Annotated in this window: 21 protein-coding genes; 11 read left to right on the forward strand and 10 right to left on the reverse strand. The window is 60.1% G+C overall.

The genetic code is table 11. From position 1 onward, the window contains the following. The first annotated feature begins 220 nt into the window (after window positions 1–220). Window positions 221–1258 (forward strand): OmpA family protein, encoded by a 1038-nt coding sequence (locus ACFC20_RS05680; RefSeq protein ID WP_375192147.1) that lies wholly within the window; start codon window positions 221–223, stop codon window positions 1256–1258. Window positions 1259–1263: 5 nt separating this feature from the next. Then, a complete protein-coding gene (locus ACFC20_RS05685; RefSeq protein WP_375192148.1) occupies window positions 1264–2742 on the forward strand; it encodes a thrombospondin type 3 repeat-containing protein in 1479 nt (492 codons plus the stop codon). A 73-nt stretch (window positions 2743–2815) separates the two neighbouring features. On the opposite strand, the gene ACFC20_RS05690 is transcribed toward ACFC20_RS05685, so the two are convergent. From ACFC20_RS05690 to ACFC20_RS05700, 3 genes are all read right to left on the reverse strand, one after another. Continuing rightward, entirely contained in the window at window positions 2816–2953 is a 138-nt protein-coding gene (locus ACFC20_RS05690) for a hypothetical protein (RefSeq protein ID WP_375192149.1), read from the reverse strand. Further along, on the reverse strand, window positions 2950–3243 hold the full coding sequence (locus tag ACFC20_RS05695; RefSeq protein WP_139229627.1) for a DUF6316 family protein: 294 nt from the start codon (window positions 3241–3243) through the stop codon (window positions 2950–2952). The genes ACFC20_RS05690 and ACFC20_RS05695 overlap by 4 nt, the downstream gene beginning before the upstream one ends. A 170-nt stretch (window positions 3244–3413) precedes the next feature. Further along, window positions 3414–4736: an MFS transporter gene (locus ACFC20_RS05700; protein WP_375192150.1), complete on the reverse strand. Its 1323-nt coding sequence runs from the start codon at window positions 4734–4736 to the stop codon at window positions 3414–3416. A gap of 193 nt (window positions 4737–4929) precedes the next feature. On the opposite strand from ACFC20_RS05700, the gene ACFC20_RS05705 reads away from it, so the two are divergent. The 3 genes from ACFC20_RS05705 to ACFC20_RS05715 are packed head-to-tail and all read left to right on the forward strand — an operon-like array spanning window position 4930 to window position 6955. Continuing rightward, window positions 4930–5769: a 23S rRNA (adenine(2030)-N(6))-methyltransferase RlmJ gene (locus ACFC20_RS05705; RefSeq protein ID WP_375192151.1), complete on the forward strand. Its 840-nt coding sequence runs from the start codon at window positions 4930–4932 to the stop codon at window positions 5767–5769. Window positions 5770–5778: 9 nt separating this feature from the next. Then, a complete protein-coding gene (locus tag ACFC20_RS05710) occupies window positions 5779–6687 on the forward strand; it encodes a DMT family transporter (RefSeq protein ID WP_091986943.1) in 909 nt (302 codons plus the stop codon). A gap of 13 nt (window positions 6688–6700) precedes the next feature. Beyond that, complete coding sequence (locus ACFC20_RS05715) at window positions 6701–6955, forward strand: GIY-YIG nuclease family protein (RefSeq protein ID WP_375192152.1); 255 nt, start codon at window positions 6701–6703, stop codon at window positions 6953–6955. On the opposite strand, the gene ACFC20_RS05720 is transcribed toward ACFC20_RS05715, so the two are convergent. Next, complete coding sequence (locus ACFC20_RS05720) at window positions 6933–7826, reverse strand: alpha/beta hydrolase (RefSeq protein WP_375192153.1); 894 nt, start codon at window positions 7824–7826, stop codon at window positions 6933–6935. The two genes, ACFC20_RS05715 and ACFC20_RS05720, sit on opposite strands and share 23 nt — an antisense overlap. Before the next feature lie 77 nt (window positions 7827–7903). Here ACFC20_RS05720 and ACFC20_RS05725 point away from each other — a divergent pair, with 77 nt between their 5' ends. Further along, on the forward strand, window positions 7904–8959 hold the full coding sequence (locus ACFC20_RS05725) for an alpha/beta hydrolase (RefSeq protein WP_375192154.1): 1056 nt from the start codon (window positions 7904–7906) through the stop codon (window positions 8957–8959). After that, a complete protein-coding gene (locus ACFC20_RS05730) occupies window positions 8956–9612 on the forward strand; it encodes an OmpA family protein (protein WP_375192155.1) in 657 nt (218 codons plus the stop codon). The genes ACFC20_RS05725 and ACFC20_RS05730 overlap by 4 nt, the downstream gene beginning before the upstream one ends. 69 nt (window positions 9613–9681) lie before the next feature. Here ACFC20_RS05730 and serA read toward each other — a convergent pair whose 3' ends face one another. Then, a complete protein-coding gene (gene serA, locus ACFC20_RS05735) occupies window positions 9682–10911 on the reverse strand; it encodes a phosphoglycerate dehydrogenase (protein ID WP_091986930.1) in 1230 nt (409 codons plus the stop codon). Window positions 10912–11101: 190 nt separating this feature from the next. Here serA and ACFC20_RS05740 point away from each other — a divergent pair, with 190 nt between their 5' ends. Both ACFC20_RS05740 and ACFC20_RS05745 read left to right on the forward strand, forming a co-directional pair. Then, window positions 11102–12505, forward strand: a complete 1404-nt coding sequence (locus ACFC20_RS05740; RefSeq protein WP_375192156.1) for an FAD-binding oxidoreductase — start codon at window positions 11102–11104, stop codon at window positions 12503–12505. Beyond that, complete coding sequence (locus tag ACFC20_RS05745; RefSeq protein WP_375192157.1) at window positions 12505–13182, forward strand: NAD-dependent deacetylase; 678 nt, start codon at window positions 12505–12507, stop codon at window positions 13180–13182. The genes ACFC20_RS05740 and ACFC20_RS05745 overlap by 1 nt, the downstream gene beginning before the upstream one ends. Window position 13183: 1 nt before the next feature. On the opposite strand, the gene ACFC20_RS05750 is transcribed toward ACFC20_RS05745, so the two are convergent. The 5 genes from ACFC20_RS05750 to ACFC20_RS05770 form a co-directional block, all read right to left on the reverse strand. After that, complete coding sequence (locus ACFC20_RS05750) at window positions 13184–14497, reverse strand: ABC1 kinase family protein (protein WP_375183523.1); 1314 nt, start codon at window positions 14495–14497, stop codon at window positions 13184–13186. Between the two features lie 48 nt (window positions 14498–14545). Continuing rightward, a complete protein-coding gene (locus ACFC20_RS05755; RefSeq protein WP_375183524.1) occupies window positions 14546–15208 on the reverse strand; it encodes a fumarylacetoacetate hydrolase family protein in 663 nt (220 codons plus the stop codon). A gap of 24 nt (window positions 15209–15232) precedes the next feature. Beyond that, window positions 15233–15775: an adenine phosphoribosyltransferase gene (locus tag ACFC20_RS05760; RefSeq protein ID WP_091986916.1), complete on the reverse strand. Its 543-nt coding sequence runs from the start codon at window positions 15773–15775 to the stop codon at window positions 15233–15235. Between the two features lie 30 nt (window positions 15776–15805). Beyond that, the gene (locus ACFC20_RS05765; RefSeq protein WP_375192158.1) at window positions 15806–17104 is read right to left on the reverse strand and encodes an NCS2 family permease; all 1299 of its coding nucleotides are present in this window, start codon (window positions 17102–17104) and stop codon (window positions 15806–15808) included. Window positions 17105–17254: 150 nt separating this feature from the next. Then, on the reverse strand, window positions 17255–17872 hold the full coding sequence (locus ACFC20_RS05770; protein ID WP_375192159.1) for a trimeric intracellular cation channel family protein: 618 nt from the start codon (window positions 17870–17872) through the stop codon (window positions 17255–17257). Between the two features lie 201 nt (window positions 17873–18073). Between ACFC20_RS05770 and ACFC20_RS05775 the strand changes: the two genes are divergently transcribed. After that, window positions 18074–18640 (forward strand): BLUF domain-containing protein, encoded by a 567-nt coding sequence (locus tag ACFC20_RS05775; protein WP_375192160.1) that lies wholly within the window; start codon window positions 18074–18076, stop codon window positions 18638–18640. 145 nt (window positions 18641–18785) lie between these two features. Continuing rightward, window positions 18786–19766, forward strand: a complete 981-nt coding sequence (locus ACFC20_RS05780) for an NADPH:quinone oxidoreductase family protein (protein ID WP_375192161.1) — start codon at window positions 18786–18788, stop codon at window positions 19764–19766. Window positions 19767–20179 lie beyond the last annotated feature (413 nt).

Below are 20179 nucleotides of genomic sequence, written 5' to 3' on the forward strand. Positions count from 1 at the left end.
AATTTTCCAAGGCGACCCTGAGGGTGGCCCGCTTCTCTGATCAATCTGACATTACTACCATGTAATTCAGGCCATCGTGCCCCTCCGGACTCTTCCCTGACTATCGCGAACACGTCCTGTCGAGACGTGGAAAAAGAATAGAAAGGGGCAAAAGGGAATGAACTACAAAACAAGATGGCCAAAGACCTTATTACTTTCCTGCCTGGTCGGAGGGTACGGTTTGACAGGCTTGGCGGGTAGCGCCGCAGCCGAGACCCGGCAGGCACGCAGCGACCTCTCGCTCATGGGCGTTTACATCGAGCCCGATAGCCAGCGCACCGACAAGTACGGCACGGCCTTCCGCGCCACCTACGGCAAGCGGCTGAGCGAGTCCTGGTGGCTGGAGCCGACATTGTTTTCCGGTGTGATCGAGGCAGGCCGCACCGGTCTGACCGACTACTACCAGCAGGGCGCCGGCGTCGACTTCAGTTATCGCTTACCCGGCGAGCGAACCTTCACACCCTTCGGCCTGATCGGGGCGGGTGTTTCCCGTAACGATGTGGCCAACCATTCTGACAGTGAATTCGGAGGCTACGGCAACCTGGGCCTTGGTGTGCTGACATCGGCCGTAACAGATTCCGGTCTGAGGCTGCGCGCGGAAGTGCGCTACGTGTACGACACCTTCGACGACGGTCTCTCAGACGTTCACCTCGCTGCCGGCATCACGCTGCCCATCGGCACCACTCGTCCGCAAGTAGTGGAAAAGATCCGGTACATCGAGAAACCGGTGGTGGTTGAAAAAGAGAAGCTGGTGGGAATGGCGGATTCCGATGCCGACGGCGTTGTCGATGGCGTCGACCAGTGTCCGAACACCCTGGAGGGGCTCCAGGTCAACGCCGTTGGCTGTGTCGAAACCGATCGGGAGCAAAGCGTGGTGCTGTCGGGAGTTTCCTTCGAATTCAATTCCGACCGTCTGACTGCCAATGCCAAGGACATTCTCGCCAAAACCGCGGATGCCCTGCGTGGCCAACCGGACCTTCGTGTTGAGCTCGCCGGCCACACCGACAGTGTCGGCTCTGCCACCTACAACCAGCAGCTTTCGCAGAAGCGCGCCGATGCCGTCCGGAACCACCTGATTGATTCCGGGATAGCACCAGAGCGGCTGGTTGCGAACGGGTATGGCGAGTCCAGGCCTGTCAGGAGCAACAGCTCGGAAGAGGGAAGGGAACGCAATCGTCGCGTTGAATTCAACGTGATCCAGGATTCAGAAGCGGAGTAATCGCCATGGAAACCAAAACAATGAAAACAATGATGTTAGTGGTCTTTATTGCATTGCTGGGTCTGGCCGGGTGTCGCTCTGACAGCGCCCTCGTCACAGAAGCCTTCGGGCCCGCAAACCCGTTGTTTGACCAGGACGGGGACGGTATCCCGGATAATGAGGATTCCTGCCCGACGGTCACCAATTCGGGTAACGACGCTGATGCCGATGGCATAGACGACGCCTGCGACAAGTCGGTTGGCGGCTCCTCCGATATCGATGGTGATGGGGTGCTGAACAGTACCGATAACTGTCCGACCATCGTCAACCCGACCCAGCGAAACAGGGATGCCGATCTGACCGGCGACGCCTGTGACACCGACGCCGACGGCGACGGAGTCGCTGACAAGGTGGCCAACAGTGATGGCTCGTTCTCGGTGAAGAGCGTTGCCAGCGGTGGCGACAACTGCCCGCTCGTGCCCAATGACGGCCAGGCCGATTTTGACGGTGATCAGGTGGGCAATGCCTGCGACACCGACACCGACGGCGATGGCGTTAATGACAAGACGGACAAAGGCGATGGCTCCTTTGAGTCGCTTGCGGCCTCGGACGGTGGCGATAATTGCCCGCTGTTTGCCAACCACGACCAGGCCGACGCCGATGGCAACGGCGTGGGCGATGCCTGCGAAACCGATTCAGACGGTGACGGACTGCCCGATGGCGCCGATAATTGCCCGACCATCGCCAACCCGGGTCAGGAAGATCTGGACAATGACGGCGAGGGCAACGCCTGTGATGCCGACACCGACGGCGACGGTATTGCCGATGACAATGCCCTGGGCCAGCCCCTGGATAACTGCCCGCTGGTGGAGAATCCGGACCAGGCGGATACCGATGGCGACGGCATTGGCGACGCCTGCGATCTGGTGAACGACAATGAATACGCCTGCGGTGTGGAGGGCCAGCCATTTACGCCCATGCTGGCCAGCGATACCGATATCAAGGCTGAAGCCTCGAAAGACCTGTCTGGTTGCCTCCTGGGGTTGGGTTTGATTTGCGACGTGCAGGATCCGGCGAATGTGGTTGACGGTGATCTCACAAACACCGCCACTCTGCAGAACACTGACCTGCTTGGATTATCGACCAGCCGGCTTAAAGTGGCCGCCACAACCGGCTTTGCCTACCCTGGCGCCAATGCTCTGGGCATTGCCTTCAATGAGAGTCCGCAGGTGTTGCAGGCAGATCTGCTCGGTGGCGACCTGATCGTGAGAACCAGCCTGAACGGTGTTGTCCAGGAGGAAAGTACCGGTGAAGGGCTGCTGGATCTGGATTTGCTGGGGGCGTCCGGCGTGCTGGGTGGTACCTCAACCAGCTTCCTGGTGTTTCAGACGGAGAAGCGCTTCGACTCGGTGGTTATCGAGTTTGCGCCCTCGCTCCTGTCGCTCCTCAACGAGGTAAACGTTCAGGCAGTGTGTGCCAGCAAGACAGACCTGGCGGTTGACTGACGCAAAACCGTCTGTCAGTTCAACCGCAAACGACACAGGGCCGCTTCTGCGGCCCTGTGTCGTTCAAGACGAATCAAAGGTAGCTTACATAGGTGAGCGCGGAGACGCCCAGAAGACAGAACAGGGAGGCGAGCATCAGCTTCATGCCGGGCGGCAGCAGTGCGACGTCTTCGGCATTACCCCTCTGACTGGTGGGCCGCAGGCCGTTCATGAGGCCACCGCCATCGACAGGCCCAGTTCTTTTGCTTCCAGGCAGTCGCAACAGTTGGATCGCTGGCAGGTCTCGGCATCGTGTATGTGCATCCGGGCAGTTGCCGGACCTGTTCGTGGGTTCAGCCCGCGATAGAGCCTGATGTGTCTCTGCAGGGCGTGGGCCGCCTCCTGCCTGGAGGCGAAAGGTCCCAGATCCATCTGTTCCCGGGTTTTGACGTACCATCCAAGTACCGTTCGTACCAGACGACCTTCCTGCTGTTTCGCGACTGCTCTGGTTTCTGCACGCATGGATCTGCCCTTGATAAAGAAACGACCGTTCAGTGGACACGTCCCTGTGAACTGCTGCAAAGCATCCTTACCGGTAGCAACGGAAAAGCTGGCTAAAAGGTTCCTTCTTTTTCGAAGAAAACCGTTTTTTGCAGGTGTTGCCTGTTTTACCGATAGTTCGGCGTATCAGATCAGTCGCCAGTCACCTCTTTAAGGCAGATGGCGCTGAACACTCCGGCAAGCCCCATGAGCCCCAGAACCAGTATGACAGCCACCTCGGAAACCAATGAGACAAGCGCGGTGAGGCCGCCGGTGGCCAGCAGGAGAAACCCGATCACCGTGTTGCTCACCGCCGTGTAGTCGGTGCGCTTGTTGCCGCCGGCCATGTCCACCAGATAGGTTTTTCGACCGAGTCGCACACCGGCATGGGCAACGCTGAGTACAAAGAAGGCGATCGGGTAGAACCACACGCTGCCAATGTCTGGGCCGGTGATCAGGGCGACTGTGGCCACCAGCAGGCACACCCCGCTGGACATGGCCGCACCGCGTATCATCACCCGTCGGGAAGAGGTGTCGGCCGCCCAGCCCCAGAAACTGGCGCTGAGCGAACTGGCAAGGCTGCTGGCCAACAGAAACACGCCGAGCATCCAGCCGATGTCCGTTTCCTGCTGGGCAAGTACCACAAAGTAGGGAGCGGCCAGCGCCGAGCACAGCAGCAACGCCCGGGTAACCACAAAGTTGCGGAACGGCACGTCATCCCGCAGCAGTGACAGGCTGCGAAACGCTTCGGTAATGGCATTGCCACCGCCGCCGGTCTCGCCGTTGTACTCCTCCACATTGGCGAACAGAATACCGGCGATTACCCACAGTGCGGCCGCCAGAAGCAGGAGCAGGGTGTAGAAGGCAACGCTCGGATCGCCCCGCTCCCAGAAGAGAAGGGCCGTGAGCACCACCGTGGCGCTGCCGCCGATGGTTGAGGCCAGGCCCGAAAGCCGGCCGCGCCGGGTCTTTGGAATGCACTTGCCCTGCACGTCTTTCATGGACACCGAACAGAAGCCCCGTGCCAGGGAAAACAGCACCAGCGAGGCGATAATGCCGTAGCCGGCCGGGTAGCCTTCCAGAAACCAGACGCTTGCAGCCATGCCCACAACGCTGATGGCCTGGCCGAAGCTGCCCAGTGTCCAGAACCACTTGCGCACGGCCTTCCGGCGTACCCATGCTGCAATCACCATCTGCGGCACCAGCGATCCGGATTCCCGGATCGGAACCAGCCAGGCCACCAGGGCTGGCGCTCCGATGGCGCTCATCAACCAGGCCAGCACGGTTTTCGGGCTGATCAGCAGATCGCCGAGCTTGGTCAGCACGTTGCTCGCGAGGATCAGGAAAAAATTGCGCGGCACCTCCCGGCAGGCCTCCTCCGGGATGTCCTTGCACACGCGAGCGTCCTCCTCGTTGGCGATGAGGCTGTATAAGCGGTTGATGGTTTCCTTTTTTGCTTCGTTTGCTGCCGGCAAGCCCTGATCCTCCAGTGAAAAATGCGCAAGAATACCAATACGAAAGGGTAACCTTAAATGCAGCTTACGTGGCGCCGTCCGGATTGGACCAGAGCAGCACGGTCGTCAGGTGCCGAGTGGCGGCGATCGAACGAGCCCCTTGCCCCGCGCAGGGTAGATCGGGCCTAATACCCGGGCAATCAGGGAGTACGCCATGCTGAGTTACCTTCACGGCTTCCATGCCGGAAACTTTGCCGATGTCCAGAAACACGGGGCCCTGAGTCTGGTCCTTTCGATGATGCAGTCAAAAGCCTCCGGGATTGCCTGCTTTGATACCCACGCTGGCAGTGCCCTGTACGACCTGCACAGTGAGCGGGCACGGAAGACTGCCGAGGCAGACTCGGGTATCCAGAGAGTGTGGCAGGCCCGTGCGAGCCTGAAATCACCGGACTGGCAGCCGTTGCTGGACATCCTGGCCCAGTGTAACCCGGGCCAGGCCGGGCTGGTGAACTACCCTGGCTCGCCGGCCTGGTTCCGGCAATGTCTGCGTCCCCAGGACGACCTGACCGCATTCGAGTTGCATCCTGCCGAAGGCGAGCATCTCGCCCGCTGGGCGGACTCCGGGCGTCTCAGGGTGATCCGGCAGGATGGGCTTGCGGGTCTGCTGCGGCACCTGCCACCACGACAGCCGCGCTTGCTGGTGCTGATCGATCCTTCCTATGAGGTCAAGACCGAGTACCAGGAAGTGGCAAGGACCCTGGAGAAAGCCTGGCAGAAGTGTCGCCATGGCGTGTACCTGATCTGGTACCCAATCCTGGCCAATGGTGCCCACGAGGCACTGACATCGGCTGTGAAGACCGGCGGAGTACGCAAGGTCCTGACCTCCGAGGTCCGGCTGCGCAAGCCGCCGGAGCGGGGCATGACAGGTTCGGGCCTGCTGGTTGTCAATCCGCCCTGGGGCTTTGACACGCGCTTCACTGCCATGCTCAATGAAGTGGCCGGCGATCCGGTGCTGAATCTTTCCCATCACATGGACTGGCTGGTACCGGAATAGGAGGCCGAAATGAAAAATCAGAAACAGGCCATGCTCTATGGCCTTGGTACGGTGTTGCTGTGGTCCACGGTTGCCACCGCCTTCAAGCTGGCCCTGAGGGACCTGGCTCCGGTGCAGATGCTGTTGATTGCTGTGGCGGCCTCCGTCCTGGTCATGGCCATTATCCTGATGCTTCAGGGGCGTTGGCATCTGGTGTTCTCCCTGAGCCGGCAGCAATATGTCCAATCCATCGGCATGGGCCTGATCAATCCCTGCCTCTACTATTTTTTCCTGTTTGGCGCCTTTGACCGTTTGCCGGCCCAGGAGGCGCAGCCGCTCAATTATACCTGGGCCCTGGTGCTGGCCTATCTCTCTGTGCCCTTTCTGGGGCAGCGGTTGCGGCGGCTTGATATCATTGCGGGGCTTGTTTGTTATGCCGGTGTGGTGGTGATTGCCACCCGGGGCGCGGTTACCTCGCTGAGCTTCGAGGACCCCATCGGGGTTTCCCTGGCACTGGGCAGCACGGTCATCTGGGCTTCCTACTGGATCATTGCCACCCGCGACACCCGGGACCCTGTGGTGGGGCTGTTCCTGAATTTCCTGTTTGGCCTGCCAGTGATTGCGGTGATCTGCTGGTGGACTGAAGGCCTGGACTTTGCACTCGGGACCTCTCTGGCGGCAGCGCTGTACGTGGGGGTGTTCGAGATGGGCATTGCCTTTGTACTCTGGTCCTACGCCATGAAAAAGGCGGAAAACACCTCCAAAGTCAGCAACCTGATTTTTATCTCGCCTTTCCTGTCGCTGGTGTTTATCTATTTCATTCTGGGCGAGCACATCCTCTATTCCACTTATATCGGGCTGGTGTTGATCATGGCCGGGTTGTGGCTGCAGCAGCGCAGGGTCAAGGCCCGGGAAGAGGCGTTGGTTGATGGCGGGTGAGTGGTTTGTTTACATGGTGCGGACCGCGCAGGGCGCGCTCTACACCGGTATCACCACCGATGTCGAACGGCGGTTCGATGAGCACCAGGCCGGCGCCCCCAAGGGCGCCCGCAGTCTGCGGGGCAAAGGCCCGTTGGAGCTGGTGTTCAGGGCACAAGCCGGCGACCGGAGCCGGGCGTCCCGGCTGGAGTGGCAGATCAAACAGTGGCCGAGGGCGCGCAAGGAGGCCCTGGCCAGGGGCGAATTCAGTCTGCCAGATGACGTCTGATGTGCTCGCCGGCGCGGGACATGGCCGAGGTGGCCCGATCCAGTTGACCACTGTGCACCTGAAACACGTGCCACAGGCTGTTATACACCTCCAGCCGCACGTCCCCATCGGCCTCGGCAGCCATACGGGCGAGTCGCTCGGCGTCGTTCAGCAGGATTTCCTCGCTTCCGGCCTGGATCAGCATCGGTGGCAGGTCTCCCAGGTCCCCGAAGATTGGCGACACCAGTGGATGGCTCAGAGGTGTGTCACCGGCATAGAGTCTGGCGGCCTTTGAGGTCCACGCCGCCTGCAGTACCGGTTCCCGCTCCGGTGCATAGAGATGCTCCTGGGTCAGGTCGACCCACGGCGAGAACACCGTCAGGGACGAGGGCAGCGGCTGCCCACGGTCACGCAGTCGCATGGCCAGGGCCAGAGCCAGGCCGCCACCGGCGGAATCCCCCGCCACGGCGATCTGCTCTGGCCCGAAACCCGCTTCAATCAATGCCAACCAGCAGGCCTCGGCATCGTCCAGTGCGGCGGGAAAAGGGTGCTCAGGCGCCAGTCGATAGTCCGGTGTCAGCACCGTGCAGCCACTGGTTTTGGCGAGATGGCCGGTAATGCCACGATGGGTTGCGGAGGAGCCGATAATGTAGCCGCCGCCGTGCAGGTAGAGTACGGCGCCCCGGTGGGCGGAACCAAAGGTTGTACGGGTGGCGGGTACCGTCGCCAGCGTGGTTTCCTCGAACCTGGCGCCACGGGGCGGGAACGAGCTGCGATAGGCCTGGCGGATGATTCTTCTCTGAACCGGCACCGGAATGGCCGGGTGGAGTATCGGCCGGACCAGGCGATTCATGGTCTGGCGCAGGGCCGTCTCCAGAAGCTGCTGCAACATCTGTGTCTTTACTCCGCTATGGGTTAGGATTGAAGGCCGAATTCAGGAACTCATTCATAACAGGCGTTTAACTCTACGTGTACTGGAAAACGGATACCATAGAAATACCGGATTGGGACAGACACTCACTCCTGGCACGGCTGGAGCCGTTCGATCCGGACCGTCCACGGGAGCTCAGCGCCGAAATGGTGGAATACTGCCGTTTCTATGGCCTCGACCTCTGGGTTGAGCACCCTGGTGTGAATTACCATCAGGGCTATGCCAAGGCTGGTGGCCATGAAGTGATGGTTCACTATTTCCGTCTTCCCGATTCGCAACCGGAACGGGGCACAGTGTTCATTCTCCACGGTTATTTTGACCACGTGGGGCTGTACAGTCAGCTGATTGATCGTTGCCTGGTGGCGGGCTTTGATGTGCTCGCCTACGACCAGCCGGGCCACGGGCTGTCCAGTGGTACGCCAGCGGCCATTGGCAGCTTCCTGGAGTACCAGGCGGTGTTGGCGGATGTCATGGCCACCGTCCGGGGGCGCATTCGGGAGCCCTGGTTTGCGGTGGGCCAGAGCACCGGAGGCGCCATACTGATTGATTACCTGCTGTCGAACCAGCACAGCCAACAGACCTCGGACTTCCATAAAGTGGTTCTGCTGGCGCCGCTGATCCGCCCCATGGGCTGGGTGAGCGCCAAGGTGCTGCACAGCATGATGCGGCCGTTTATTTCCCGGTGGCGCCGTGTGTTCGCCGATAACAGCGGTAACACGCGGTTTCTTCGGTTTCTGCGGGAGCACGATCCGCTGCAGGCAAGGGCGGTTCATGTCGACTGGGTAACCGCTCTGCGCAAGTGGGTGCCGCACATCGAGTCGGCGCGGCCGGTCGATTTTCCGGTAACCGTTGTGCAGGGTGAAAAGGACCTGACGGTCGACTGGCAGCACAATCTGAGAATTATCCGGAATAAATTTTCCTCGGTGGAGGAACTGAGAATCCCCGACGGGCGTCATCATCTTGTAAATGAAGCCCAGGATTTGCAGGCAACCGTATTCAATACCATTATTGATACATTCACGAACCCCGCAAGCGACGCTGGCACCCAGGTTCAACGTCGTCCGGGAAGCACTAGGCACGGGAGAAAGCTGTGAAAAAGACAATACTTGCGTTTGCACTGGCAACGGTCGGTCTCGGCGGCTGTATGACCTACGACCCCTACACCGGCGAGGAGAAAACCTCGAACGCTACCAAAGGCAGCATCATCGGCGCTATCGGCGGTGCAGCCATCGGCGCCGCCACCTCCAGCAAGAGTGACCGGGGCAAGGGCGCACTGATCGGCGCGGCCAGCGGTGCCGCCATTGGTGGCGGTATTGGCTACTACATGGACAAGCAGGAAGCAGAACTGCGGCGCAAGCTCGAGGGCACCGGGGTACGCGTGGTGCGCAATGGTGATCAGATTGAACTGGTCATGCCGGGCAACATCACCTTCGACCTGAATCAGTCGTCCATTCAGCCATCATTCATGGACACCCTGGAGTCTGTGGCGCTGGTTCTGAAGGAGTACGACAAGACCATCATCCAGATCGAGGGTCACACCGACAGCTCCGGCTCTGACAGCTATAACCAGCTGCTGAGCGAGCAGCGCGCGAACTCGGTCCGTGATTTTCTGTTGAATCAGGGTATCGAGCCCAAGCGCACCCGGGCCGTGGGCTACGGTGAGCGCTATCCCATCGCGTCCAACGATACCGCAGCCGGCCGAGAGCAGAACCGTCGGGTAGAGCTGACCCTGGTGCCGATGCAGTAAAGCGGCGCTGTCAGGCACAAAAAAACCGGAGCCATGCTCCGGTTTTTTTGTGCCTGGCGACAGGCGGTATCAGAACAGAACGCGACAGCGAATCGTGCCTTTCACCTGACGCAGCTTTTCCAGTGCCAGCTCACCGTAGGCCTTGTCGACGTCCACCACCACATAGCCAATGTCTTCCTTGGTCTGCAGGTACTGGCCGCATACGTTGATGCCGTTTTCCGAGAACACCTGGTTGATCTCGGACATAACGCCCGGCACGTTCTCGTGGATGTGCAGCAAGCGGTGCTGGTTCGGGTGCGAGGGCAGGGCCACTTCCGGGAAGTTCACGGACGAGACCGAGGTGCCGTTGTCGCTGTACATGGCCAGCTTTTCCGCCACTTCGCGACCGATGTTTTCCTGGGCCTCAATGGTAGAACCGCCCACGTGCGGGGTGAGAATCACGTTGTCGAACTCGCGCAGCGGAGAGACGAACTCCTCGTCGTTGGACTTGGGCTCAACCGGGAACACGTCGATGGCAGCGCCCAGCAGCTTGCCGCTGCGCAGGGAGTCGGCCAGGGCGTCGATGTCCACCACGGTGCCCCGTGAGGCGTTCATCAGGATGCTGCCTGGCTTCATCTGAGCGAACTGCTCGGCCTTGAACATGTACTTGGTAGCCGGTGTTTCCGGCACATGCAGGCTCACCACATCGGCGATGTTCAGCAGTTCCTGCAGCGTGCCCACCTGGGTGGCGTTTCCAATAGGCAGCTTGGACACCACGTCGTAGAAGTACACGTCCATGCCCAGTCCTTCGGCCAGTACGCTGAACTGGGTGCCGATGTTGCCGTAGCCGATGATGCCCAGTTTCTTGCCGCGGATCTCGTAGCTGTCCTTGGCGGACTTCAGCCACTCGCCCCGATGGGCCTTGGCGTTCTTCTCGGGTACGCCACGCAGCAGCAGGATGGCCTGAGCCAGTACCAGTTCCGCCACCGAGCGGGTGTTGGAGAAAGGCGCGTTAAAGACGGCAATGCCACGGCGGGTGGCGGCCTGCAGGTCAACCTGGTTGGTGCCGATGCAGAAACAGCCCACGGCCACCAGCTTGTTGGCGGCTTCAAATACTTTCTCGGTCAGCTGGGTGCGGGAGCGGATACCGACGAAGTGCGCATCGGCAATCTTCTCGATCAGGTCTTCCTCGGCCAGCGAATGAGTCAGATACTCGATATTGGTGTAGCCCGCAGCGTTCAGGGTATCAATGGCAGATTGATGCACGCCTTCCAGCAGCAGGATCCGGATTTTGCTCTTTTCAAGAGACGTATTTGACATGGGCTTGCTTCCGAACCTTTCGTCACGTGAAATGACCCGTGGCCAGTGATCGTCAGGGCTGGCTCACAGAACAGGGGCGGTATGATACCATAAACGCAGATTTTCACAGCGCGCCGGTTTGCCTGAATCAACTGTCTGTGATGGCGGTTGCATGTTGCCCCGGCCCAAACCTGACGAGACCCACACATCCATGAATTCCGAACAGATCATTGCTTCTCTCAAAGACCTGATGGCCGCCGGCGATGCTCCCGGCAAAGTGCTGACCGATCCGGCCGATCTGGACACTTACGGCAAGGACTGGACGAAAATTTACCCCCCCAAACCGCTGGCCATCGCCCTGCCCAAGACCACCGAGCAGGTTCAGGCGCTGGTGAAGTTTGCCAACGAGAATCAGGTGGCCCTGGTACCCTCCGGCGGCCGGACCGGTCTGAGCGCCGGCGCTGTGGCCGCCAACGGCGAGGTGGTGGTGGCGTTCGATAACATGAACCAGATCCTGGATTTCAGCGCCAGCGATCGTACGGTGCGCTGCCAGGCGGGCGTGGTGACCGAACAGCTGCAGAACTTCGCCGAAGACAACGGCCTGTATTACCCGGTGGATTTCGCGTCCGCCGGCTCCAGCCAGCTGGGCGGCAACCTGTCCACCAATGCCGGTGGTATCAAGGTCATCCGCTATGGCATGAGCCGGGACTGGGTCGCGGGCCTCAAAGTGGTTACCGGCAAGGGCGACATCCTCGAGCTGAACAAGGATCTGGAAAAGAACAACACCGGCTACGACCTGCGCCATCTGTTCATTGGCGCCGAAGGCACCCTGGGTTTTATCACCGAAGCCACCATGAAGCTCTCGCGAAAGCCGGATAACCTCACTGTACTGGTGCTGGGTCTGAATGACCTGACCAATACCATGGATGTGTTGCAGACTTTCCAGAAGAAGATCGATCTGACGGCCTACGAATTCTTCTCCCATCAGGCCATGGGGCACGTTCTGGCCCACGGCCAGGTACAGGCGCCGTTCGAAACCGAGGCGCCGTATTACGCGCTGCTGGAGTTCGAGGCGGTGTCTGACCAGGTGATGGACGATGCCATGGTTCTCTTCGAGCAGTGCGTGGAGAACGGCTGGGTGCTTGATGGCGTGATCAGCCAGAGCGAAACCCAGGCCCAGAACCTGTGGCAGCTGCGAGAGCGCATTTCCGAGTCAATTGCCCCGCGCACCCCATACAAGAACGACATTTCCGTGGTGGTCTCCAAAGTGCCCGGTTTCCTGCAGGAAATCGACCAGGTGGTTACCGAGCATTATCCGGATTTCGAAATCATCTGGTTCGGCCACATCGGCGATGGCAATCTGCACCTGAACATCCTCAAGCCGGAGGACATGGCCAAGGAGGATTTCTTCGAGAAGTGCCAGCAGGTGAACAAGTGGGTGTTCGAGATTGTTGAGCGCTACCAGGGCAGCGTATCGGCCGAGCACGGCGTGGGCATGACCAAGAAACCCTACCTGCAGTACACCCGCAGTGAAGCCGAGATCGCCTACCTGCGTGGCATCAAGCAGGTGTTTGATCCGAACGGCGTAATGAACCCCGGCAAGATCTTCGACTGATGCAGGACCACATCGTTGTACTGACCGGCGCTGGCATCAGCGCCGAAAGCGGCCTCTCCACCTTCCGGGACAACGGCGGCCTGTGGGAGCAGCACAGTGTGTACGATGTGGCCACCCCCGAAGCCTTTGCCCGTAACCAGGAATTGGTGCTGCGGTTCTACAACGACCGCCGACGGCAACTGGCCTCAGCAAAACCCAACGAAGCCCACCAACGGCTGGCGGAACTGGAAAAGCGCTACCGGGTGACCGTGATCACCCAGAACGTGGATGACCTCCACGAACGTGGCGGCTCCAGCAACGTCCTTCATCTCCACGGCGAATTGACCAAAGCGCGCAGTTCAGCGCACCCCGAACTGGTCTACGACATCGGCTACCGGGACATTCAGCCCGGCGACTGCTGCGACTGGGGCGCTCAGCTCCGGCCGCACATCGTCTGGTTCGGGGAGGAAGTGCCGCTACTGGAAAAGGCCGCGGAAGTGGTCCGCTCGGCCGACTATCTGCTGATTGTGGGCACCTCGCTGCAGGTCTATCCGGCAGCCGGGCTGGTTCATGAGGTAGACATGGACGTACCGATCACGGTGATCGATCCCGGCGAGCCGGCTTCCGTTTCCCGTGCGCGGGTCATCCGCAAGGGGGCCTGCGAGGGGGTCCGTGAGTGGGTGGCTCGCCTGACCTGACTCAGTTCGGGGAAGCCTCCAGATAGCGCTCCAGCTCACTCCGGAAGGCGGCCTGCACTCCCAGTCTCTTGAGCATCCAGTAATGACCGGCAATCATACGGTCGATAAAGATGCTTTCCACCGGCGGCTTGAAGTAGTCGAGATACTTGAACACGGTACTGGTTTTTTCCGCCACCCGCTTGTGGATGTCGGCCTCGGCGAAGTCGTAAGGCTCGTCATGCTCGAACGGCACCACCAGGATATCCCGCCACATGGCGTAGTAGGCTTCGTCCACCGCGGGCTGGCTGCCAACCCGAGCGCCCAGATCGATCAGATAACGGTCCAGGGCCTGGTAATCCTCATCCAGCGCGGCTATCAGGGCATTGCGATAGGCCTCGACAATTTCCGGCTTGAGTTTTTTGACGCACCCGAAATCGTACATGATGATCGAGCCATCGGGCCGGTAGGCGAAGTTGCCAGCATGGGGATCGCCGTGGATACACTGGAACCGGAACAGCTGATCGGCCATCAGTGTAAAGATGCGGTGGCCAATCAGGTTGATGGTGTTCTGGTCGTACTTCTCCCTGGTCACTTTGCTGACGTGGTCGCCCTCCACCAGCTTCATGGTCAGCACCCGGCGGGTGGAGTGCCCGGGTATCACTGAGGGAATCAGCACCCAGGGCTGGTGTTCGTGAAAGGTGCGGAACAGCTCGATGTTCCGGGCTTCGTTTTCGTAGTCGAGTTCTTCCTTCAGACGTTCGCGAATCTCGGCAAACAGGCGGTCCACTGACTCCTTGGGCATCTTCAGCAGGCCGCCAAGCTTCAGGGCCATTCTCAGTTGCTTGAGGTCCGAATCGCAGGATTCGTCGACGCCCGGATACTGGACCTTGACGATCACATCGGTGCCATCGTGCAGGCGGGCCCGGTGGACCTGGCCAATGGAGGCCGCCGCATAGGGCGCTTCCTGCAGGTATTCGAACAGTTCGCCCACCGGTTTGCCGAGCTCGGTCTCAATCTGCTCGACAATGACCTCGAAGGGCATCGGTGGCGCTTCTTTCTGAAGCTTTTCCAGGGCTTCGGAGAATTCCCGGGGCAGGAAATCCTGGGTCTGGGAGGCAATCTGGCCGACTTTCATCACGGCGCCTTTAAGCTCGCCCAGGGTGTCGGCAATCTGGCCCGCCATGCGGGTGTAGCTCTCGCTCTGGGCGCCTTCGTCGTTCTCCGAGCGGAACAATCGGCGCGCGCGCTGGCCGGCATACTGACCGGCCACGGAGGCGGTCATGCCTGCAAGTCTGAAAAAGCGACCACGACGGGAAATTACCGGTTTTTTTGCCATGGCAGATGTACGTCTCTGACCGGTTTTGGGTTTAGCCGGAACCTCAGGTTAAACCACGGTGGTTTCAACGAACAACTGATCTTCCAGCTCCAGCGACAGCGTCTGGCCGGACACCAGCGGGCCTACCCCCTTGGGCGTGCCTGTCAGCACCACGTCTCCCGGCAGAAGGCTGAACTGGCTGCTGATGTGGGCAATCAGCGGTACGATGGGATTCAGCATCTCGCGGGTGTCACCGGTTTGCTGGCGCTGGCGATCGATGTCCAGGGTAAAGTGGATGTTGTCGCCGGGGAATCGGTCTGCCGACACGAACGGTGACAGTGGGCAGGCGCCGTCGAATCCCTTGGCCCGCTCCCAGGGCTGGCCTTTTTCCTTGAGCCGGGATTGCAGATCCCGGAGTGTCAGATCCAGAGCCAGGCCATAGCCCAGGATGGCGGCTTCGGCCTCGCTGGCGGAGGCACGGGTCAGCGGGCGGCCAATCAGCACCGCCAGCTCTGTTTCAAAATGCACGTCGCCCTGGTCTCGCGGAAAGTCGAGAGGGCGGGTGATGTGTGCCGCAGCGGTTGACGGCTTGATGAACAGCAAGGGCTCGTCCGGTACCGGATTGTTCAGTTCCCGGGCGTGTTCCGCGTAATTACGGCCAATGCAGACAATCTTGCCCAGTGGCAGGTGAACGGGTGTACCGTCCTTCCAGTGGTGTTGGTAATCCGGCATGGCCACCCTCCGTCTCCTGGGGAGTCAGTCCCCTTCAAATGAACAGACAGTATAAACCTGAAGACCTTCGTCCAGAAGCTTGCGGGAGCCACCCAGGTCCGGCAGGTCGATCATTGCTGCCACCTCCACGATTTCGGCACCGATACGGCGGATCAGACGGCTGGCGGCGAGCATGGTGCCGCCTGTGGCAATCAGGTCATCTACCAGGACCACCTTGTCTCCGGGCTTGAATGCATCCTTGTGCAGCTCCACGGAGGCAGTGCCGTATTCCAGCTCGTAGTCTTCCACCAGCGTGTCGAAGGGCAGTTTGCCCTTTTTCCGAACCAGTACGAGGGAAGCGTTGAGCTCGTAGGCCAGCGCGGAGCCGATAATGAAGCCACGGGCGTCCACCGCGGCCACGGCATCAATCTTGTGGCCGTGGTAACGGTGCACGAAGGCGTCAATCAGCTTGCGGAAGGCAGTCTTGTCCTGCAGCACCGTGGTGATGTCGCGAAAGGCCACGCCGGGTTTGGGCCAGTCCGGCACGGTGCGGATGGCCTTTTTGATGCTCTCGGAGAAATAATCCATAGCAGATCCGATAAAGATTCCGGACGCGGATCAGGCCGCGTCCAGGAAAATGAATTTCAGTACAAACACAATGGCAATGATAACAACGCTGGGATTGAGATCAGACCAGCGACCGCTCAGCGCTTTCAGAGCAGCGTAAGTGATGAACCCGAGGGCAATGCCATTGGCGATGGAGAATGTGAGAGGCATCATCAGCGCAGTGACCACGGCCGGCGCGGCGTCGGTGACGTTGTCCCAGTCGATCAGCTTGAGGCCGCTGGCCATCAGCACAGCCACGTAGAGCAGTGCCGGTGCGGTAGCGTAGGCGGGAATGATACTGGCAATCGGCGAAAGCAGCAGGCACGCCAGGAACAGGGCGGCCACAACCACGGCGGTCAGGCCGGTACGGCCGCCGGCGGAAATGCCGGCGGTGGACTCGATGTAGCTGGTGGTGGTCGAAGTGCCCAGGGCAGCACCGGACATGGTGGCCACCGAATCGGACATCAGGGCCCGGCCCAGGCGCGGCAGCTTGCCGTCCTTGTCCAGAAGACCACCGCGCTGGGCGGCCCCAATCAGGGTGCCGGAGGTGTCGAACAGGTCAACGAACAGGAAAGCAAAGATTACGCTGATCATGCCCACGTTCAGGGCGCCGGCCAGGTCCAGCTGCAGGAATGTGGGTGCCAGGCTGGGCGGTGCGGAAACAAAGCCCTTGTATTCCACCATACCCAGCATCATGGCGATGCCGGTAACCGCGATGATGCCAATCATGACAGCCCCGGTGACCTGCCGGAAAGACAGGGCGCAGATCAGCAGGAAACCGCCGAAAAACAGCAGGCTCTCGGCCACTTTTACCTCGCCCAGGCCCACCAGCGTGGCCGGATGATCCACTACGATACCGGCGTTCTTGAGGGCAATCAGCGCCAGGAAGAAGCCGATACCGGCGGAAATGCCGAAGCGCAGCGACATGGGGATGCTGTTGATGATCCATTCCCTGACCCGGAAGATACTGAGCAGGAAGAACAGGAAGCCGGAGAGGAATACGGCGCCCAGGGCTACCTGCCAGCTGTAGCCCATGCTGCCGACCACGGTAAAGGAAAAGAAGGCGTTCAGGCCCATGCCCGGTGCCAGGGCAATCGGGTAATTCGCCCACAGGCCCATGATCAGGGTGCCGATGACGGCGGCCAGACAGGTGGCCACGAAGACGGCCCCGAAATCCATGCCGGTGGCGGACAGGATGCTGGGGTTGACCACGATGATATAGGCCATGGTCAGGAAGGTGGTGACGCCCGCTACCACTTCTTTACGAACAGTGGTGCCGTGGGCCTGGAGTTTGAACAGTCGCTCAAGCATGACGGATGTCTGCCTCACAGGATGCTGGAAGTTGGAGTTTCGGGTCCGGCCGGGCCGGCAATCGGGAATTGCGTGAAAAAACGGCAATATTACCGGCTCAGCTGCCTCAGGCCAAGGGCGGCTGACAGTTTGTCACTGTTCGGGCACTTTTCACTGGTTGCCGGGATCGCGTTGCAGGCGTATATCAAAGCGCACGGCGAGCAGGCGCACAATCACAATGAACAGCAGGCCGATGGTCAAAGGCAACGCCTCGTTGGCAAGTAGCCACTGGCAGAGGAAATAGACCCAGCAGCCGGCAAACGAGATCGAGGCGTAGATCTGGTCCTTCCGGAAAATGTAGGGCACCTCATTGCAGAGAGTATCCCGCAGGGCGCCGCCAAAGGTGCCGGTCATTACACCCAGCAGAGAAGCTACAAACAGCGAGTGCCCCAGATCCAGCGCGAGTTGGGCACCCAGAATGGAGAACACGCCCAGGCCAATGGCATCCGGAAGCAGGATGCGGGATTCCCGGAGCCGCTCGGCCCGCTTCCAGTAGCTGAACACTATGGCCATGGCCAGGATCAGCATGGGCAGTTCCTGATGCTTGATCCAGTACAGCGGGTGATTGTCCATGATCAGGTCCCGCAGAGTGCCCCCGCCAAGAGCGGTAATGAACCCGATGGTAAACACGCCCACGGGATCCATATTCTTTGACCGAGCCACAATCATGCCGGAAATGGCAAAGGCAACGATGCCAATCATTTCAAGCACATAGATGATATCGATCATGGCAGCTCCGGCGGGTCGGGCAACGGTTGCAAGGCGGCGGTTCCAGGGCGCGCAGGATAGCGGAATTCCCCGCCCAGTTCATCCCGTTCTGGACCCGTGATGCAAGGACTCTTGCTTACCTGTGATCCATGGCGACAGTTCAGTGCGTATCTTGCATTCAGGTTACCTTTATCCCTTTCACCCTTGCAGTACGGAGTTGCTATGTCTCTCATGCGTCTGGCCTATGCCAGTGAAGCCACGTTCCAGGCCAAGCCGGTCGAAAAAGGCGTTGAGCCCCACGTCGCCCGGATTCTCATGACTTCCCGCAAGAACAACGCCAGAGACCAGTTGGTCGGTGGCCTCTACTACGGAGACAACCGGTTTTTCCAGTATCTGGAGGGTGACGAGTCTGCTGTGCGCGAGACCTACGGTCGTATTCTCAAGGATGAACGCCATCGCAACGTGATCACTCTCATCGAGGAGCCGATCAGCGAGCGCACCTTCAGCAACTGGTCGATGAAGTATGTGCCGCTGTCGAAAGACGTCCGGCAATTCCTGGATGCGGAAGGCCTGCAGTCGTTTGACCCGGCCAACTTCACCGCCGACCAGTGCGAAAAAATGATCGCGCTTATCCGCAACTCCAGCCAGGACCAGAAACTGGTCAACTACGATGACGACCGCGCCACTGGCGCCAAACCCGAGGTGATGTCGGGCGGATTGAAGGCCGGCATTGTGGTTGCGGGTATCTGTGTGATTGGCGCACTGCTGTTCGCAGGTTCCATGCTCTGAGAAGCAAGGCTTGAGCATAAGCATGGCTTATGCGCGAGGATAAAGGATCTTTATTTGCTTCATGGGCTGACTCTGTTTAGCTTGACGGTTATCAATCGGCAGGCGTCCCCTGCCGGTAACCCGGATCAAACACTATGGAGCGTTCATGAAAGCCATTCTCTGCAAGGAATACGGCCCCGCCGATAAACTGGTGATCGAAGACGTCCCCAGCCCCGAAGCGAAAGGGCGCGGCGTGAAAGTGCGGGTGAAGGCCGCCGGCCTGAATTTCCCGGACACGCTGATCATCGAAGGCAAATACCAGCTCAAACCCAACATGCCTTTTTCTCCGGGCGGTGAGATGGCCGGCGAAGTTGTGGCCGTGGGCGACAAGGTCACCCGTTTCAAGGTGGGTGACCGGGTAGCCGGGCTCACCGGTTACGGCGCCTTCGCGGAGGAAGTGATCGTTCCGGAGCAGAACCTGCTGCCGGTTCCCGACGGCATGTCGGATGAGAAAGCCGCCGCGTTCACCATGGTGTATGGCACGTCCTATTACGCGCTCAAGCAGCGTGGCAACCTGCAACCGGGCGAGACCCTGTTGGTCCTGGGCGCCAGTGGCGGTGTTGGCCTGGCGACGGTTGAGCTGGGCAAGGCCATGGGCGCAAAGGTCATCGCCGCCGCCAGCTCCGCCGAAAAACTGGCCATCGCCAAAGAGGCAGGCGCCGACGAGCTGATCAATTACACCGAAGAACCCCTGAAAGATGCGGTCAAGAAGCTCACCCACAGCAAGGGCGTGGATGTGATCTACGACCCGGTGGGCGGCGATTTCACCGAACAGGCCCTGCGTGCCATGGGTTGGAACGGCCGTCACCTGATCATCGGCTTTGCCGCCGGCGACATCCCGAAAATCCCCGCCAACCTGACGCTGCTCAAGGGTTGTTCCGTAGTCGGCGTGTTCTGGGGCAGCTTCACCCAGCGCGAGCCGGATGCCAGCGCCCAGAACATGATGGAGCTGATGAAACTTTACGCCGAAGGCGAGATTGATCCCAAGGTCAGCGAGGTTTATGACTTCGAGGATTACGCCAAGGCCCTGGGTGCACTGACTGAACGTCGTGCTACCGGCAAGGTGGTGTTGAGAGTCGGCTCTTGATGTATTGACTTTGCTCTGGCCCTAGCCTGCCTGATTTGTCGGTGGCAAGGATGGGTGGCCCCTCCCAAAAACCGCTACGAGCACATCCATGTGCGCTTGGCGCCGGCCATCCTTGGCCGCCGACATTTTTGGGAGGGGCCACCCATCCTCGCCTTCCGGTATAGGAGGAATAGGCGAACGGTCCGTAGGTCGGATTAGACGCAGTCGTAATCCGACGACGAATCCAACAGGCCGGACGTTTATGTCGGATTACGGCTACGCCTAATCCGACCTACTTAGCTAATCCGGCCTACTGATTTAAGCTGTCACTCTTTCCCTTGCTCTGAACGAACGCTTACCTATCCCACCGAATTATGAATGCCGGCTTCGGGCCGTCTGCCCAAAAATGTCGCCGGCCAGGGACGGCCGGCGCC

This window comes from Marinobacter sp. (assembly GCF_041984545.1).
Classification (GTDB): domain Bacteria; phylum Pseudomonadota; class Gammaproteobacteria; order Pseudomonadales; family Oleiphilaceae; genus Marinobacter.

Bases quoted from the DNA above. Each gene is read 5' to 3' on its own strand.
- ACFC20_RS05685 (WP_375192148.1), top strand. From the start codon at position 1,264: ATGGAAACCAAAACAATGAAAACAATGATGTTAGTGGTCTTTATTGCA.
- ACFC20_RS05690 (WP_375192149.1), bottom strand. From the start codon at position 2,953: ATGAACGGCCTGCGGCCCACCAGTCAGAGGGGTAATGCCGAAGACGTC.
- ACFC20_RS05695 (WP_139229627.1), bottom strand. From the start codon at position 3,243: ATGCGTGCAGAAACCAGAGCAGTCGCGAAACAGCAGGAAGGTCGTCTG.
- ACFC20_RS05705 (WP_375192151.1), top strand. From the start codon at position 4,930: ATGCTGAGTTACCTTCACGGCTTCCATGCCGGAAACTTTGCCGATGTC.
- ACFC20_RS05710 (WP_091986943.1), top strand. From the start codon at position 5,779: ATGAAAAATCAGAAACAGGCCATGCTCTATGGCCTTGGTACGGTGTTG.
- ACFC20_RS05715 (WP_375192152.1), top strand. From the start codon at position 6,701: ATGGTGCGGACCGCGCAGGGCGCGCTCTACACCGGTATCACCACCGAT.
- ACFC20_RS05720 (WP_375192153.1), bottom strand. From the start codon at position 7,826: ATGTTGCAGCAGCTTCTGGAGACGGCCCTGCGCCAGACCATGAATCGC.
- serA (WP_091986930.1), bottom strand. From the start codon at position 10,911: ATGTCAAATACGTCTCTTGAAAAGAGCAAAATCCGGATCCTGCTGCTG.
- ACFC20_RS05740 (WP_375192156.1), top strand. From the start codon at position 11,102: ATGAATTCCGAACAGATCATTGCTTCTCTCAAAGACCTGATGGCCGCC.
- ACFC20_RS05745 (WP_375192157.1), top strand. From the start codon at position 12,505: ATGCAGGACCACATCGTTGTACTGACCGGCGCTGGCATCAGCGCCGAA.
- ACFC20_RS05750 (WP_375183523.1), bottom strand. From the start codon at position 14,497: ATGGCAAAAAAACCGGTAATTTCCCGTCGTGGTCGCTTTTTCAGACTT.
- ACFC20_RS05755 (WP_375183524.1), bottom strand. From the start codon at position 15,208: ATGCCGGATTACCAACACCACTGGAAGGACGGTACACCCGTTCACCTG.
- ACFC20_RS05760 (WP_091986916.1), bottom strand. From the start codon at position 15,775: ATGGATTATTTCTCCGAGAGCATCAAAAAGGCCATCCGCACCGTGCCG.
- ACFC20_RS05765 (WP_375192158.1), bottom strand. From the start codon at position 17,104: ATGCTTGAGCGACTGTTCAAACTCCAGGCCCACGGCACCACTGTTCGT.
- ACFC20_RS05770 (WP_375192159.1), bottom strand. From the start codon at position 17,872: ATGATCGATATCATCTATGTGCTTGAAATGATTGGCATCGTTGCCTTT.
- ACFC20_RS05775 (WP_375192160.1), top strand. From the start codon at position 18,074: ATGTCTCTCATGCGTCTGGCCTATGCCAGTGAAGCCACGTTCCAGGCC.
- ACFC20_RS05780 (WP_375192161.1), top strand. From the start codon at position 18,786: ATGAAAGCCATTCTCTGCAAGGAATACGGCCCCGCCGATAAACTGGTG.